The following is a 14,538-nucleotide window of genomic DNA, read 5'->3' as shown; positions in this document are numbered from 1 at the left end:
GGGCATGATGCGACGTACAATCTGTTTCACACTTTTATTCCTGGCGTGCCTTCCCGCTGCTGATGCTGCTTCCTGCCGTGCAGGTACCGCAGCTCAGCTGGGCAGCGAGGCGGGCTACAATCGGGCGAAAGCCGCAGCTGAGGCCTGGTCACAGCGTCAGAACAACGTCTCGGCGTCACTGGGCGACTGTCTGGGCAATATTTCCACCACAATCACAGCCCCCACATTTCCTAATCTGGCGGATGTAATGAATCAGATTGGCCAGAAAATCTGCAAGGCGGCACGAGACAAAATTAATGACTATGTCCCGTCCACTATTGATCCATGGGGAGATTTACCCTCCTCCGCCAATCTGTCGTCATATAGCTCTTACATGCCCGCCCCACAGAGTCAGTCTGTCACTTCTGCACCGATAAGTTCCGCGACCAGTGGCGGCAGTTCCTCTTTCATTTCCCTGAACTGACGGAAGTAATTCAACGATGAAAAAGAATCCAGCCTCCCCTGCGGAGGCTTCTTCGGCTGCGCCTGAAGACAGACGCCCGCCAGATGATGCCATGATCCCTTTCATGGCATCGCTCGAGCTACAACAAAGAAACATGCTCAACGCAGGCTTTGCCCGCAAGGCGCTACAGGTTGCACTGATCGCCGCCACGGTGAGCCTGCTGCAATGGCCGGTTAACGCCTGGCTGGTCTGGAGAGTCGCCAACCCGCCGACAAAATACTTCGCTACCTATAAAGGCAGCGTACTGGAGCAACACCCCACTTCAGAACCTGCATATTCTGATGATGACGTCATCGCATTTGGCGATAAGTTGATCCGCGATTCTTTCCAGCTCGATTTCAAAAATTACCGCACGCAGATTAGCGACCAACAGCAGAAATTTTCTGAAGCGGGCTTTAACAGCTACTACAGCGCTCTCACCAGTTCAAACCTGTTCGCTAAAGTCAAAACAGACAAGATGATCATGTCAGCCAACACCACTCGCAAGGGCATGATTTACCGGCGCGGCAGGGAAGGCGAAAACGGCCCCTACATGTGGGATATACAGTATCCGGTCACGCTGAGCCTGGACGGTCAGACCCGCAGCCTGCCACCACAGAACTTTATCTTCACCGTGCGCGTCCAGCGAACCGACGTCAGCGTTAAACCCGAAGGTATTGAGGGCGCGTCAATCGTCACCCGCGATGCCCGCTAATTTTACTCAGGTACTCTCATGAAAAAATACACTCTCACTGCAGTGGTTATGCTGCTGTCAGCGGCTCCGGCACTGGCGGCGGACTGGGCACCCGCCCGCACGGGTAATACACCAACCGCCGCGACTCCCGCAGCACCGACACCAACAGCACCTCAGAGCGAACCCGCAGCCCCACAGACAAGTACAGCTCCGCAGACCGATATCACCGCGCCGTTACGTCAGACACCACCACCCGCCCCACCCACTGCAGCCCAGGCATGGGCAATGAGTCAGGCCAACCCTCTGGATAATCGCCAGGGTGTTGAAATGGTAGGCAAAGTGATGGACGAAGCAAGCAGAGGGCGGGCGTGGCAACCTGCTGATGTTGTCCCCCGCATTTCGACGCTGACAGTAAATCTTTCTCCTGGTGCCTCCCTTCCCGTCCTGCGCACCACAACAAATCAGGCCAGCACCCTGATGTTTACGGATAACACGGGAGCACCATGGCCGCTGGCTGCACCGCCCTATAACGGCAATCCGGATGGTTTTGCTGTGAGCTTTATACCGGACAGCAGCGTGATGACCGTGCAGGCAAAACGCCAGTACGACCGGGGGAACGTAACGGCATATCTGAAGGGACTGGCGGTACCGGTGATTATCGACGTCAACAGCGGTGAGGCCGGCAACGACACAGGTGCCCGGGTCATCGATAGCCGTCTGGATCTGCGTATTCCACAGCGCGGTCCGCAGGCGAAGAAAATGCCCGCCGGTCAGTCGAAAATTGGTCTCAATAATCCCACCCTGCAGGCCTTTCTCGATGGCGTTCCACCTAAAGAGGCCAGACGCCTGAAAACGCAGGGTGATTTGCCGGACACGCAGGTGTGGCAGATGGGAGATGACCTTTATATCCGCTCCCGCAGCGAAATTCGTGATGAATTTGAGCTGACGCAAGCCTCCGGCGACGGTACCTGGCTCTATAAATTGCCCCTGACGCCAGAAGTGGCGTTCTCGCACGCCGGAAAAACGGTGTATCTGACTATTTCACTGGAGTGACTATGTCCGCCGAAAAAGACGTCAGCCGGGACGTAAAAAAAACCGGCATCATCATTGCAACCGTTGTTTTCTCGCTGATTTCCGGCGGATTCCTGCTGGTTTCCTGGATGAGCACGCCACCCCCTCCGGCCTCCCGAATCAACGTTGATAAGGTCGCGGGAGGGTCTGGCAAAATCGCTCCGGAAAGTCCGCAATACCGGGAAATACTTCGTGAGAATAATGCAGATGGCGCAACGCGGGCACAGGCAGCTAACAGCAGCTTCATCGCCTCTGTCGGTTCGGGAACGGTAAGGCAGGTTCCACCAATATCTCAGGATCCATTACCCGTGCCACAGACACCGCCACCGCCCGGGTATTCTCAGCAATTACAGTCCGCCCCGTCGGGTGTCGATCCGGACCGCAAGAAGGCCCTGGAAGCCATGTTGAAAGAGCTTGTTATCCAGCGAGCCGCACCAGCGGGACAGGTTGCCAGCATTACCGGTATGACCGGCGGTCAGGCAGGCGGTAATCCGGGAGGAACCCCGGTGAGTGTTTACGCAAGCTGGACGGACAGCCTGGCACCAACGCTAACGCCGGCGGCACTATCAGGAAGCCCGTCAGGTACCGACAATGTGGTGATCCCAGCAGGAAGCCGACCTGGAGGGGTTATCGATACGGCTGTCGATTCTGACAACACCAGCTCTCAGGTGCTGGCTCATATCCCTGCAGGCCCCTATGCCGGAGCAACGCTGATGGCAAATAGTGTTCGACTGGCAGGTAATGGTGTCGAGATTCATTTCACCAAAATGACCTGGAATAACGCTACTTGGCGCACCGATGTCTGGGCTGCAGAGCCCGATACGCTGAAATCCTCGGTGGCATCCAGCGTAAATAACCGATACGGCACGCGTATTCTGCTACCCGCGCTGGCTCACGGACTCGGGCTGGGTGGACAACTTTATGCAAACGCCAATACGCAGATCCTGAGTAATGGCTACAACACCCTCGAAGGTCGCGTCGGCATGCCAAACGGAACAGCCGTTGCCGGTACAGTCCTTGGCGGTGCCGCTCAACAGGCTGGTCAGGTCATTGCCAGCGATGCCCAGAAACTGCCGGTTAAGCAGGTTCTCGTCGATCGCGGCCAGAGTATCGCCCTGCTCTTTATGACCGCAGTCAAAGAGAGTGATAAAGAAACCAACACGACGGCAGGTGCCGCATCAACCGGCCTGCGCATCCAGCCAGCCGGAACCTTTACCCCCGCAACACACCCCTGAAGAGACACGCCATGAAAGAAGACTATTTTGATCCGGACCTTGCTCCGGACGCTTCCCTGTTGCCCACAGATAACACCGCCGCCGCAGAAGACCCGGAACCCTCTGCCTCTCAGGTATTCGACGAAAAACCGAAGAAACGCCAGTTTTTCGGCTATGACCTGAGCACGCTGCTGGTTGCGGGCGCAGCCCTTATTGCGCTGACCGTGTACGCCGTCTGGCCAGACTCACCGCCCTCCCGGACCTTCATCCCGGATGAAGGTGCACAACAGGTGGCGCAGCCGGTCGTACCAACCTCAACTTCTGAGCCGGTTTCGTCAGCGCCCCCTCTCCCCATAACCACACCGGAGTCACCCGCCCTCACAATCACTGACTCAGAGGAAATGAAGCAGTACAGCGCTGCCAACCGGGAGGCGATTACGGTACTGAATGGACGCACAGGCAATGTAGAACAACGTCTGGCCGCACTGGAAGCTCAGCTGCATGCACTGGCGGCTAAATCCGTAGCACAACCACCGACCTCAACAACAGCCGGAAAAGTGGCGCCGGTTAGAAGATCCTCCCGCACACCATCAACACTTTCCAAAACTACCGGTGTTACCGGCTGGCGGGTTAACACGGTGTACCCCGGCATGGCGTGGATAACACACAACGGGAGTACCTGGTCCGTTCAGGCAGGTGACGTTCTGCAAGGCATGACTATTCGCAGCATCGATACCCAGCGTCGGGTTGTCGTCACTGACAAAGGCGTAATTCGCCAGGGGGGTTGATGGACGCCATTCAAATCCTTGTCCATGTGGCTGATGGCCTGAAGACCAGCGGAATACGGCTTGTTCTCGCGCTGGGATTTATGTTCGGCCTGGGTGGGTGCATTGCCACGCTGGTATCCGCTGTCCGCAATTCACGCAGCGGCAAACCCTCAAGCGGCGTGAAAGTGCTGGCCTCGGTCTGTCTGGGCGGCGCACTTATCGCCCTGCAACAGATGATGAACAAGGCAGCGCACACGCTGAGCTTTGGTGATGTGTCATTCGACGCGATCGCCTATGCCCCGTACTCCATGGGACAGGCAAAACTGGCCATCGATGCGGTTCTCACGCTGCTGCGTGCTGTGGGCGTTCTGTTCTTTTACATGGGCGTGGTTCGCGCCCGGCGTTCTCTGGTTGACGGCCATACAGGTCTGTCAGCCCGGGAAGACATCGGCACAGGCCTGGTCATGGCCATCACCGGCATCCTGCTGGCCTGTAACCCCGAATTACTTAATGCACTGCAAAAAACACTGGGTCTGACCTGGAATTAATTCAACAACAATGAGGTAGTAAAAATGCGTAATGTTTCTCTGTTCGTTTCCGTCCGTCTCTGGCTGGCACTGTCATCTGTCCGCGTTCGCCTGGCATCTGTTCTGGCAGCAGGACTTGGGACGGTGACTCTGCCAGCTCATGCAGATGACACACTGTTTGGAATGCTTGATTTTCTGGCTGATGGGGCAGACAACTCAGGAAAAAGCCTGCTAAAACTGGCCAAATTTGGTGGCATCGGCCTCGTGATTGTAGGGGTGATCCTTTGGGTAGCTAAAAAGAAAAACCCTCAAATCTCATGGGGCTGGGTGCTGACAGCGTTTGGTGCTGGCTTCATCCTTATCGCCATCGACCAGTTCATCAAGAAAGGCCAGAGCAGTATCCAGTTGAATCCGGTTGATGTGGGCTAAATCGCCATGCCCCGGTGCATATGCCCCGGGGTTTCAATCAGACAGAAGGAGTCCAAACACGTGAACCTGTTCCCGGAAAACGTGAGTGCCCTGTTCCCCGTTACGCTGGAGCCCTGCCTACCCGGTGAAGACGGCGACACAGACACCCCAGCTATCCAGCTTGATGAGCCAGATAATCTCACCCTTTGCCAGTTGCTCACACCGCTGGTCAGCCACTTTTATTACTGCGGCATGACGCGTCATGAGACAGGTTATGACTGCGACGTTGTGCTTTTACCTCTGACACCGCTCACAGAACACCTGAAGGCAATAAAACAGAGTACCCAGCAGGTACCGCTGACAGAACGACTTCTGAAGGTATTTCGCCGCTGGGCTAATCTCAATGTCGAACTGCTGCGTCTGACGCTGCCGCGCCGACAGCAAAATTTTGGCATTGAGCAGCAAATATGGGGCCATGAAAGCGCGGTTCATTCCCCAGCAATACGTCGCAGGGCCAGAAAGCTTACCGACGACTGCTGTGACTTTTGCGGCTACACCAGTAAGCATAACACCCTGATATTTCGCAACAGTAATCCGGAGGATACGGCAGACACCAACCTTGGCGTAGCTTGTCCGGTATGCGCCTGCAGTCGTCACCTCAATAATCTGGGAGCTAATGATGGTGTCATGGTTTACCTCCCGGAGCTTTCGCCGGCAGACATCAGTCATCTGCTCAGAACGGTGAGCATCGCCAGACAACAGGGGGATGAACGCCAGAAACAGGGCGCTACAACCATTCTTCGCTGGCTGGCAGAGCATCGCGCAGAAGCCGAAGCCTTCTGGGGAACCTGTCATCCCGGTGAGTTTGGTCAGGCGCTTATGCAGGCACGGGATCGCCTGCGCGAAGACCTGCAGCAACGTCTCAGGCACATTGCACTTATCCCCAACCCTGAGCTGATTTCCGGCAATATCACCGCTGATTCGATAAAGCCATCGACCTGGCTTTCCCTGTTAAATCAGTACCGCACTCAGAACTGACATCGTCCGAGAACAACTACCTATGAAAAATCCATTAGTCTCCGCGCTTGAATGCGTGGAAGAGGCGCTGGCTTATGCTTCCCGCTACGCGCTGGGGCAGGACTTTACGCGCTACTGCGATCTGCGTACCACAATCGGTCTCACCGACGATGACAAAAAGCGTCGCCCCGATATGGAGGCACCTTATATCTTCGTGACAGAAACTGGGCATTACGCCAGCGTGTTTGAAATTGAAGGGACCTACTGTCAGTTCAACGAACAACAGGCCATTACCGAAGAAGAAAAACGCGATAATGCGCTGTTCAGTAGCTACATTGACCGGTTGCAAACGTTGCTGACCAGCGAGTTTCAGGCCGTTGGCCATAAGCTCAGCTTTGTGTTTGAGCGTGATCCGGACAAGGCACGCGAAGAGCTGCATAAATTGCTGGCACACCAGTACCGGGGCCTCCGACGTATGAATCTCGACCTGACTGACATTCTGGACGAGCGTATTGAGAAGCTGGCACCGTTCGTCGCCCGGGAGCGTGCTTTTCTTGTGGTGTACACCTCGAAAGAAGCGCTGGCCACATCCGAACGCAGGGATGAGGAGAAACGCAGGGATGCGATACTGAAAGCAGCGCCGGGCGCGCGTTACGGCCAGAATCCGTTGTTTCATGAGCTGGAAGGCCTGAAAATTCGCCACGATACCTTCGTGGCCACGCTGGAAAATCAGTTTGGCAACGGTGATTTTGGCACGCGTATTCGTCTGATGAATGCCCGCGAATTTGGCTTCCACCTGCGCGAAGAGACTGAACGTGACAGTACCTCGCCCGACTGGAAACCCTTCCTGCCAGGCGATATAAAATGGCCACATGGGTTACCCAAAGGCAAGGATCACTCGACACTACTGGCCCCGCATCTTAACTACCAGCTGTTTAACAGCGAACCAGAGGCTGATGGTAGCTTTGTTCATCTTGATGGCCACTGGCACGCGACGCTTGCACTGTCCCTCGGCCCGCAGCAGCCGGAAACCTTCAGCGAGTTGTTCAGTAAGATGAGTCGCCGACTTCCCTGGCGTATTCGTATGGATCTGATGCCCAATGGGCTAAAAGTCCTCGGCGGTAAAAAAATGGTACTGGGTATGGCTGCCCTTCTACCTCCGCTTCGTTCTGTCTATAACTCCGTTCAGTGGCTGGAGCATGCAGGTAAAAGCGATCCCGTCTGCGTCATGACAGTCTGTGCCAGTACGTGGGGCCGCTCAAAAGAGGTGGTCAAACGTAACCGCACGCTGTTGCAGAAGGGTTTACAGTCCTGGGGAGTCTGCGAGGTGACTGGTACGTTTGGTGACCCCATCGGCGCATGGGTATCAACACTCACCGGTGCCAATACGCTGAGTATTCCGTCGCTGATGTTTCCCCCGCTTTCAGCCGCGCTGGCATTACTACCCCTGCAGCGACCGGCCCCCCCCTGGGCAGACGATGCCAGCATTGTGTTTGCAACACCGGACGGAAAACCTTACCCGGTTAAGCTGGCCAGTAACCTGCAAACGAAATTTACCGAAATTGTAGCTGGCGAGCCGGGTACGGGTAAGACCGTTGCACTTGGCGCGCTCAGCGAAGCCATTTTATTTTCCGGGCAAAACAATATTCCCTTCCTCTCCTATGTGGATAAAGGCTTTGGTGCACAGGGTTTGGTCAAACTGGTGCGTGATGCGCTGTCGCCCGATCGCAAACATGAGGTCGTCGGCCTGGTTCTGGAAAACAGCCGCGAGCATTGTAAAAACCCGTTCGATGTCCAGTTGGGTATGAAATACCCCCTGACACCAGAATTAGAGTTTATGGTTAATATTTGTGAAGCGCTTTGCGTTGACCCAGAAACCGGTATTCCACCCAACGCGCAGGATTGCAGGCAAATCCTGACGACCGTTATCGAAACCGCCTTTGACAACAACGCCGACAAGGACCCGGTACGTTATGCCCCGACGATAGAGCCCATTGTAGATGCGGCACTGGAAAAAACGGGGCTGAACCATGAGTACGATGCACTCTGGTGGCAGAAGACGACCTGGTTTGAAGTCCGGGATTTGCTGTTTGAAAAAGGTGAGTTGAAGGCCGCCTCACGGGCGCACTATCAGGCCATGCCTGAGCTGAGCGACCTGCAGCTTTACCTTAATGATGCCGACGTGCTTTCCAGATATGAAACCATTACCCGCCACGGCAGCGGTGAGTCTTTGCTGAGCTACATTGAACGCTGTCTGTCTGATGCGCTGCGCACTTACAAAATGCTGGCTGGCCGCACAGTCTTCGAGCTCAACCCGGATACCCGTGTGATTGCCATCGATCTGAACAACGTGGTCGGTGGCAAAACCCGCGCCGGTCAGGTGAAAACCGGGCTGATGTACCTTTATGCAGGGCAACTGGCCGCTGGACACTTTGAGTTACCACAGTACCGTAACGAACTGATGGGGCATCTGCCTGAGATGTACCGACCATTTCATCACGAACGCCTGACGCAGCTGGCACAGGAGGTCAAAACCAAAATCTATGACGAACTCCATAATGCAAAAGATATTCCTTTCATTATGAGTAAGCTGGTCACCCAAGACTTGGAAAACCGTAAGTTCTTCATCCGGACGGTCCTCAGCTCACAGTATCTGAACCACTTCCCGCATGAGATCCTGAAGTCCGCCAACAGTCTTTATCTTATGCAGATCAGTCATGAAGATTTGCCGCTTCTGACGGAGCATTTTGGTGTACCGATGCACACCGCACAGGCATTCCGGCACATCGGCTCCGGCGCATCCCCCGATGGCAGCGGTACCCATTTCCTGGCGTGTTTCCGCCTGAAAACGGGCCGGGTGGTGCAAATTCTCAAAAACACGCTGGGTCCGAAAGAGCTCTGGGCGCTGAACTCCACACCGAAAGATGCCGCGCTGCGCGATCAGCTGTATGACTTGCTCGACGGACGAACGGCCCGCGCCATTCTGGCCGAAGCCTTCCCGACTGGCAGTGCAGAAAAACTGATTAACCTTCGCCAGAAAGAAGCCAAAGAAACCGACCACGGCAACGTGATTAGCCGTCTGGCCAGCGAGCTTATCGCCGCGCGCGGCCTGCAAATCTAATACAGAGACTCCCATGAAAAAACTCATACTGGCTGCCTGCATAGGCGGTGTGATGCTGCCTGTGTATCAGGCGTTCGCCTATCCCGTTGAAGTCATCACCAGCACGCCAATAACTACCGAGGTCGTTCCCCAGCTAACGGCACGCTCGGCAGTATTCTCAGCACCAATCAGCAAATTGGGGGCGCTGTCAGCTCCGGAAACGACAAAATTGCCGCCATGATCCAGCAGTCCACTGAGAACATGCAGCAATACGCCACTTATGCACAGCAGGTGAAAAATCTGGAGGAAGCACGACGCAGCTACACAGTTCCTGAGTCAATCTGTAGTGAGTCGGCCTCCGGGCAAGCCTCGCAGATAGCACGGCAGGCGGGAGCGAAACAAACCAGTCTGGCCAGTGGCGGCGGTGTCAGTAACGCAGCAATTAAAAAGGTGCTGTCGTCAAAACCGGCCGCACCGGAACAGAGCCAGTTTGCCACGGCTGATATTCATCGTAATTACTGCACACAGGAGGATGCGGATGCCTGGGGGGAACTCTGCAACGGGGTTTCCGATCTCCCCGGCGGTGACAAGCAGGTTCGCTCTTTACTCGCCGGTGCCGGTGCTGAAGACAAGGCCCCGGAACTGACGTTCAGCCAGGAACAGACCGACGCAGCCATGATGTACCTGAAGAATTCATCGCGGCGCGATGTGGGACGAGCGCTGAAGAAAGGAGAGGTCAAAACAGATAGCGGTCGCCAGTACATAGGCCTGATGACCGAGCATGACGCTATTCAGAGCGCGGCAGAGCAGCCACAACTGGCGATGGTTGCCGCCAGTCAGCCCAATGAGGCGACAAAAGACGTACTGGCTGAAACCCTGCAAACCCCCTCCAGCAAGGCATGGTATGACCAGAACGCCTCCGCTGAAGCCAAACGTGCTGGCATGATGTCCCTGCGTGAATTTGAGTCTTTTGAGGTGAACCGCCGCTATGCCAACACCGACTATCAAACGGACCTGCAAAATATGGACGGTGACAATCTGATGCGCGAATCCATCCGCGTTCAGAGCCTGCAGAACGCCCTTCTTCTGGGCATTAAACAGCAACTGCAGGAGAACGCCATTCTGTCTGGCCAGCAATTGAGTCTGAGTAGCGCACAGTATTATGAACCCCGCCTGGCACAGAAACTTCAACAGGCCTCTGCAGGAGCAACCCGCTGATGAAAAAACTCACGAAGGCCACGTACCATGCCGCCAATGTGTTACTTCCCCTGTCTGAAACCGCCCGCATACTGCGGGCAATGAAATATTCGGGCGCGAAGCTGGCAGAACAAGCCCGCCGTCTGAAACAGGTAAAGGATGAATCGGCAACCGAACTCCTGTCATTTGATGATGCCGTCAGGGCGAGTGGCCAGACCCGGGAGGTGCTTTTAAGCCGTTACCTTCGGAGTAAGCGCATTTGGCTTTTGCTTTTTGGCGGGGCGGCACTGCTTGCCCTGTTCCTGCCAGTCGCGATGCTCATCTCTGGCATACCATTCTCAGGCATCATTTTCGGCCGGACCCTGAGCATGTCGTTCATGCTGGCAGGATTTAGCGGCCTGATGTTCGTCCGGGCACTGAAAAATCAATATCACTTGTGGCAGCTGCAGACCCGCCAGCTTGGCTCTTTCGAGGAATGGAAAGCCGCCGGCAACTGGCTACGGGACATTTTCAGCTGGCAGCAACGTTGATCTAAATCTCGCATTGCCTTACTCCCTCCCTGGGAACTACACCTGTCCGTATTACGGAAACTCCCCATGAAAAAAATCCTTCTCTTTATGTCAGCCATCGCGCTGGCCTGTATTGCGCTGCCAGCATTTGCTGACGGTGTTACTTTTGACACAATAAATTCTGCCGCCACACGCAGTTCAGATTTGTCCCGCCAGATGTTAGTTATGGTGTTTGGCGACATGGTAAATAATCCGCTTCAACCGGCAAACGTCAGCTTTATTGGTCAACTTTACGGCGTATTCAATGGCATCATCGCTGGACTCGCCTTTATCTGGTTTATGGGGGTCACACTTAGGGCTACCGTCCTGACGGGCAACCGGGGAAAGGTTTTTGGTCGTGGTACCACAATGATGGCCCCCGTATCCTCCCTGGCCGGTTTCATGGCCCTGGTTCCGACACCGTCCGGCTGGTCGATTTCCAATCTGGCGTTTTTATGGATGGCTTCGATTATGGGCGTAGGGAGCGCTAATCTTCTCACTGATAAAGCTGCCGATACGATCATGGACGGTCAGTCAATGATCATGCAGCCTGTCTCCGGTGAAACTATCACCGCCGCCCGGGGCATTTTTGATATGTATCTTTGCAAGGCGGCATTGAATACTGAGCAGTCACAGATGCATCAGTACGGCAGTAGTAGCACGCCGCCTATGGCGGTTGAGCGTTCATCGGATGGAAAAGAAATCAGGGTAACGAACGGCAGTGCTATCTGCGGCAGCGCAAAGCTCCCAGAGGCCACAGAAAGTGGATCCTGGTTCTCATTCAACGTGCCTATCAACTCAGGCCCGCTGGAAAATGCGCAGAACGCCGCGTTTACGACTATTAACAGCACGTTATCGAACGGTGCCGAGAATTTCGTTAATGCCTGGCTCAGCTATCAGGATGGCTCACAATCCCAGCTCCCAGATGTGGAATCAGAAATTCAGCAGGCAGCAAGAAGCTATGAAGACACCATCAACGCTGCGACTGCAACTACTAATAACGAGGGTTCAATTCGGGGTGAACTTGCTAATTATCTCAAACAAAGCGGATGGATCTCACTCGGTGCCTGGTATCGATCTTTTGCTACCGCAAACCAGAAACTGAACAGCCTAGCAAATCAGAGCCCTATTGTGACCGGGCCATCAAGCATTGGTGAAGTGGGCGTCGGCCGACTGCAGGAAGAGATAAAAACAGCACTGCTGGCACAAAGAAAAAACTCAACGTTTACGCCGCCGCTTGGGTCAGCGAATACGCCTGGTAACGATAACCTTGATGATGTGCAGTCAGCAAATTCTGCGATTCTAAAAATACTGCCGTTTTTTTCAGGGCAAAGATTCTCAAATTTTATCATCCAGTCAGTAATGACGAGTGGAGATACTGATAGTTCCAGCCAAGTTAATCCGCTACTTAAAATGAAAGGCGTCGGTGATTATACGTTGGGGGCTGCAGAGACAACATTTGCCGTTTTTGCCTCGACTAAAGCAATCGTCGACTGGGCGTCAGCTGATGGCAATGGTTGGGCAAAGATTATAAATACGGTTTCAGGTGCAGGGTATATAGCAAAAAGCGTTATTGGCTCTATCGCCCCCATTGTCTACTTCATCTTGTTCATACTGCTAAGTGTCGGATTCTCCCTTTCAATATTTCTTCCCTTTATACCTTTAATTTACTGGATTACGGCTTGTACGTCATGGCTAGGGAGCGTACTGATTGGTACTACAGCTGGCTCATTATGGGCTGCAACACATATTGGTACAGAGGAAGATAAAGGTAGTCGTGCTAATTACGGTTACATATTCCTGATAGATGCCGCCATTCGTCCATCATTGATGGTCTTTGGTTTTTTCTTTGCCAGTCTGGTTGTCGTTGCAATTGGTACTTTACTGAACATTTTAATTTTACCAGCGCTTGCTAACGTTCAGGCTGATTCTATAACTGGGATGACAAGTATAATCGGTATTTTAATGATTTATGCCAGGCTATGCACCACGCTAGTCTCTTCTGCATTCAGTCTGCAGGTCTATTTACCGGATTATGTTATCGCCTGGCTTGGTGGTCGTGAAGCTGCGCAAATGATGAAAGGTGCCGTAGAGTCTACCCGTAACATGTTCGCAGGTTTTGGTGGCAAAGCAGGTCACACACCTGGAATTAAGAAAATGGATCAAAACAAGCCTTCAGGGAATAACGACGGTTTCAAGTGATCCGCTTTGCCCGTAGAAATGCGGGCAAAGAATGAACAAAAAGTCTTGTTAAGAGGTTTTATTATGATAAAATAAACCTATTAACAGGTTCTTTGAGGTTTTTATGCCAAGCATCATTCATAGCAACATAACTGCCAGCATCACTGAACTAAAAACGAATCCTATGGCTACGGTTAATGCTGGTAACGGATATCCGGTGGCTATCCTCAATCGCAATCAACCTGCTTTTTACTGCGTGCCAGCAGAGTTGTACCAGCAGATGCTGGAGTATATTGATGACCAGGAACTAGCAAATCTTGTGAAACAACGCTCAGGGCAGGAGCTGCATAACGTCGATCTGGACAATTACTCATGAGCTATAGAGTCAAATTCAGAACTGATGCACTTAAAGAATGGTGCAATCTCGATAAATCAGTCCAGTTACAGTTTGCCAACAAACTAAAACAATCCGTAAAGCCCTCCACTTGCATGCAAAATATTCATAATTACCACAGCATAAAACTCGAATTATCGGGGTTTAGACTGGCATATGAGATCTTAAGTGACGAAATCGTAATATCAGCGATAGCTATTGGTAAACGTGAACATAGTGAAGTCTTCAATCTGATGAGTAATAGAGTCAGATAGAATCTGATCAGGATGATACAAATGACAGTAAAACACATAGACACTTATTCGAAAAATTGGACCGTATCGGCCGCAGGCGTATTATCATTCGCCTATTGCATATTTGCATTGCCGTTTCACATCCCTCTAGCCATCTATGCAATATTCAACTTCCAGGAGTTGATAAACAGTCGATTTTTGGAAGACAGAATCCTCACGCTATTAGCCCTATCTTTATTTTTAACACTTTTTGTCATTTTTTATTCAATAAATAAACAAAGAAAAAACATCAAAGCCTTTGCTTCATTTTTCAAAGAGTCCGGGCTTAACGTTCCACAACCTCAGAATATCGCGATGAACCGTACTGGCTGGGGCTATCTAGCAATCGATACTAAAAAAGGCACAATTTTATACATCAATCATCCCGACACGACACTTTTAAACTTCTTTTCTCCTAAAGACGTGCGTGTAATGGGTTTTGGAATGTATGACTGGAAATCAATTGAAGTGGAAGGTAATACCTTAAGAATTTACACCGGCATACCTGAGCTTCCGTCTGTCGCTATATCTACTGGTAAAGCCAGTCAGCTGTATGAAAAAATCAATGCCATGCGCAATCAGACTTGGACCTATGAGTACAACGTTCCCGGTTGCGTTGAGCACCAGGCAAAACGTATTGCCGACGAGCAGGGACTGAACCTGATCC

General features: G+C 52.9%; 16 protein-coding genes. 15 read left to right on the top strand and 1 reads right to left on the bottom strand.

Features of this window, described 5'->3' with window-relative positions; translation table 11 throughout:
- Nucleotides 1–4 precede the first annotated feature (4 nt).
- The 9 genes from QRY16_RS04270 to QRY16_RS04230 are packed head-to-tail and all read left to right on the top strand — an operon-like array spanning nt 5 to nt 9,300.
- Entirely contained in the window at nt 5–463 is a 459-nt protein-coding gene (locus tag QRY16_RS04270) for a hypothetical protein (protein ID WP_289775769.1), read from the top strand.
- A gap of 16 nt (nt 464–479) precedes the next feature.
- Nucleotides 480–1,196 (top strand): DotI/IcmL/TraM family protein, encoded by a 717-nt coding sequence (locus tag QRY16_RS04265; RefSeq protein WP_289775768.1) that lies wholly within the window; start codon nt 480–482, stop codon nt 1,194–1,196.
- Nucleotides 1,197–1,214: 18 nt separating this feature from the next.
- Complete coding sequence (locus tag QRY16_RS04260; RefSeq protein WP_289775767.1) at nt 1,215–2,228, top strand: DotH/IcmK family type IV secretion protein; 1,014 nt, start codon at nt 1,215–1,217, stop codon at nt 2,226–2,228.
- 2 nt (nt 2,229–2,230) lie between these two features.
- Nucleotides 2,231–3,481: a conjugal transfer protein TraO gene (gene traO / locus QRY16_RS04255; RefSeq protein ID WP_289775766.1), complete on the top strand. Its 1,251-nt coding sequence runs from the start codon at nt 2,231–2,233 to the stop codon at nt 3,479–3,481.
- 11 nt (nt 3,482–3,492) lie between these two features.
- On the top strand, nt 3,493–4,248 hold the full coding sequence (locus QRY16_RS04250) for a hypothetical protein (protein WP_289775765.1): 756 nt from the start codon (nt 3,493–3,495) through the stop codon (nt 4,246–4,248).
- Complete coding sequence (traQ, locus tag QRY16_RS04245; protein WP_289775764.1) at nt 4,248–4,775, top strand: conjugal transfer protein TraQ; 528 nt, start codon at nt 4,248–4,250, stop codon at nt 4,773–4,775. Before QRY16_RS04250 ends, traQ begins: the two co-directional genes overlap by 1 nt.
- Nucleotides 4,776–4,799: 24 nt before the next feature.
- The gene (locus tag QRY16_RS04240; protein WP_289775763.1) at nt 4,800–5,183 is read left to right on the top strand and encodes a DUF6750 family protein; all 384 of its coding nucleotides are present in this window, start codon (nt 4,800–4,802) and stop codon (nt 5,181–5,183) included.
- Between the two features lie 60 nt (nt 5,184–5,243).
- Nucleotides 5,244–6,200 carry a hypothetical protein gene (locus tag QRY16_RS04235; RefSeq protein WP_289775762.1) on the top strand — a complete coding sequence of 319 codons (957 nt, stop codon included), beginning with the start codon at nt 5,244–5,246 and terminating at the stop codon, nt 6,198–6,200.
- A gap of 22 nt (nt 6,201–6,222) precedes the next feature.
- Nucleotides 6,223–9,300 (top strand): putative type IV secretion/conjugal transfer ATPase, encoded by a 3,078-nt coding sequence (locus tag QRY16_RS04230; protein WP_289775761.1) that lies wholly within the window; start codon nt 6,223–6,225, stop codon nt 9,298–9,300.
- A 78-nt stretch (nt 9,301–9,378) separates the two neighbouring features.
- On the opposite strand, the gene QRY16_RS04225 is transcribed toward QRY16_RS04230, so the two are convergent.
- On the bottom strand, nt 9,379–9,549 hold the full coding sequence (locus tag QRY16_RS04225; RefSeq protein ID WP_289775760.1) for a hypothetical protein: 171 nt from the start codon (nt 9,547–9,549) through the stop codon (nt 9,379–9,381).
- Here QRY16_RS04225 and traW point away from each other — a divergent pair.
- The 6 genes from traW to excA form a co-directional block, all read left to right on the top strand.
- Nucleotides 9,475–10,497 carry a conjugal transfer protein TraW gene (gene traW, locus QRY16_RS04220; RefSeq protein WP_289775867.1) on the top strand — a complete coding sequence of 341 codons (1,023 nt, stop codon included), beginning with the start codon at nt 9,475–9,477 and terminating at the stop codon, nt 10,495–10,497. The genes QRY16_RS04225 and traW overlap by 75 nt on opposite strands.
- A complete protein-coding gene (traX, locus tag QRY16_RS04215) occupies nt 10,497–11,006 on the top strand; it encodes a conjugal transfer protein TraX (RefSeq protein WP_289775759.1) in 510 nt (169 codons plus the stop codon). Before traW ends, traX begins: the two co-directional genes overlap by 1 nt.
- Nucleotides 11,007–11,072: 66 nt before the next feature.
- Nucleotides 11,073–13,226: a DotA/TraY family protein gene (locus tag QRY16_RS04210; RefSeq protein WP_289775758.1), complete on the top strand. Its 2,154-nt coding sequence runs from the start codon at nt 11,073–11,075 to the stop codon at nt 13,224–13,226.
- A 103-nt stretch (nt 13,227–13,329) separates the two neighbouring features.
- Nucleotides 13,330–13,581, top strand: coding sequence for a type II toxin-antitoxin system Phd/YefM family antitoxin (locus tag QRY16_RS04205; RefSeq protein WP_289775757.1), 252 nt, complete (start codon nt 13,330–13,332; stop codon nt 13,579–13,581).
- Nucleotides 13,578–13,853, top strand: a complete 276-nt coding sequence (locus QRY16_RS04200) for a type II toxin-antitoxin system RelE family toxin (protein WP_289775756.1) — start codon at nt 13,578–13,580, stop codon at nt 13,851–13,853. The genes QRY16_RS04205 and QRY16_RS04200 overlap by 4 nt, the downstream gene beginning before the upstream one ends.
- A gap of 21 nt (nt 13,854–13,874) precedes the next feature.
- On the top strand, nt 13,875–14,538 hold a 664-nt coding region (excA, locus tag QRY16_RS04195), incomplete at its 3' end, for a plasmid IncI1-type surface exclusion protein ExcA (protein WP_289775755.1).

The organism is Mixta mediterraneensis, from assembly GCF_030283135.1.
Lineage (GTDB): Bacteria > Pseudomonadota > Gammaproteobacteria > Enterobacterales > Enterobacteriaceae > Pantoea > Pantoea mediterraneensis.
The sequence above is the reverse complement of the archived record's forward strand: the minus strand, read 5'-3'. Positions and strand labels throughout refer to the sequence as shown.

Coding starts and splice junctions, on each gene's coding strand:
- QRY16_RS04210 (WP_289775758.1), top strand. CDS start 11,073: ATGAAAAAAATCCTTCTCTTTATGTCAGCCATCGCGCTGGCCTGTATT.
- QRY16_RS04240 (WP_289775763.1), top strand. CDS start 4,800: ATGCGTAATGTTTCTCTGTTCGTTTCCGTCCGTCTCTGGCTGGCACTG.
- QRY16_RS04200 (WP_289775756.1), top strand. CDS start 13,578: ATGAGCTATAGAGTCAAATTCAGAACTGATGCACTTAAAGAATGGTGC.
- traX (WP_289775759.1), top strand. CDS start 10,497: ATGAAAAAACTCACGAAGGCCACGTACCATGCCGCCAATGTGTTACTT.
- traO (WP_289775766.1), top strand. CDS start 2,231: ATGTCCGCCGAAAAAGACGTCAGCCGGGACGTAAAAAAAACCGGCATC.
- QRY16_RS04260 (WP_289775767.1), top strand. CDS start 1,215: ATGAAAAAATACACTCTCACTGCAGTGGTTATGCTGCTGTCAGCGGCT.
- QRY16_RS04265 (WP_289775768.1), top strand. CDS start 480: ATGAAAAAGAATCCAGCCTCCCCTGCGGAGGCTTCTTCGGCTGCGCCT.
- QRY16_RS04230 (WP_289775761.1), top strand. CDS start 6,223: ATGAAAAATCCATTAGTCTCCGCGCTTGAATGCGTGGAAGAGGCGCTG.
- QRY16_RS04205 (WP_289775757.1), top strand. CDS start 13,330: ATGCCAAGCATCATTCATAGCAACATAACTGCCAGCATCACTGAACTA.
- QRY16_RS04250 (WP_289775765.1), top strand. CDS start 3,493: ATGAAAGAAGACTATTTTGATCCGGACCTTGCTCCGGACGCTTCCCTG.
- traQ (WP_289775764.1), top strand. CDS start 4,248: ATGGACGCCATTCAAATCCTTGTCCATGTGGCTGATGGCCTGAAGACC.
- QRY16_RS04270 (WP_289775769.1), top strand. CDS start 5: ATGATGCGACGTACAATCTGTTTCACACTTTTATTCCTGGCGTGCCTT.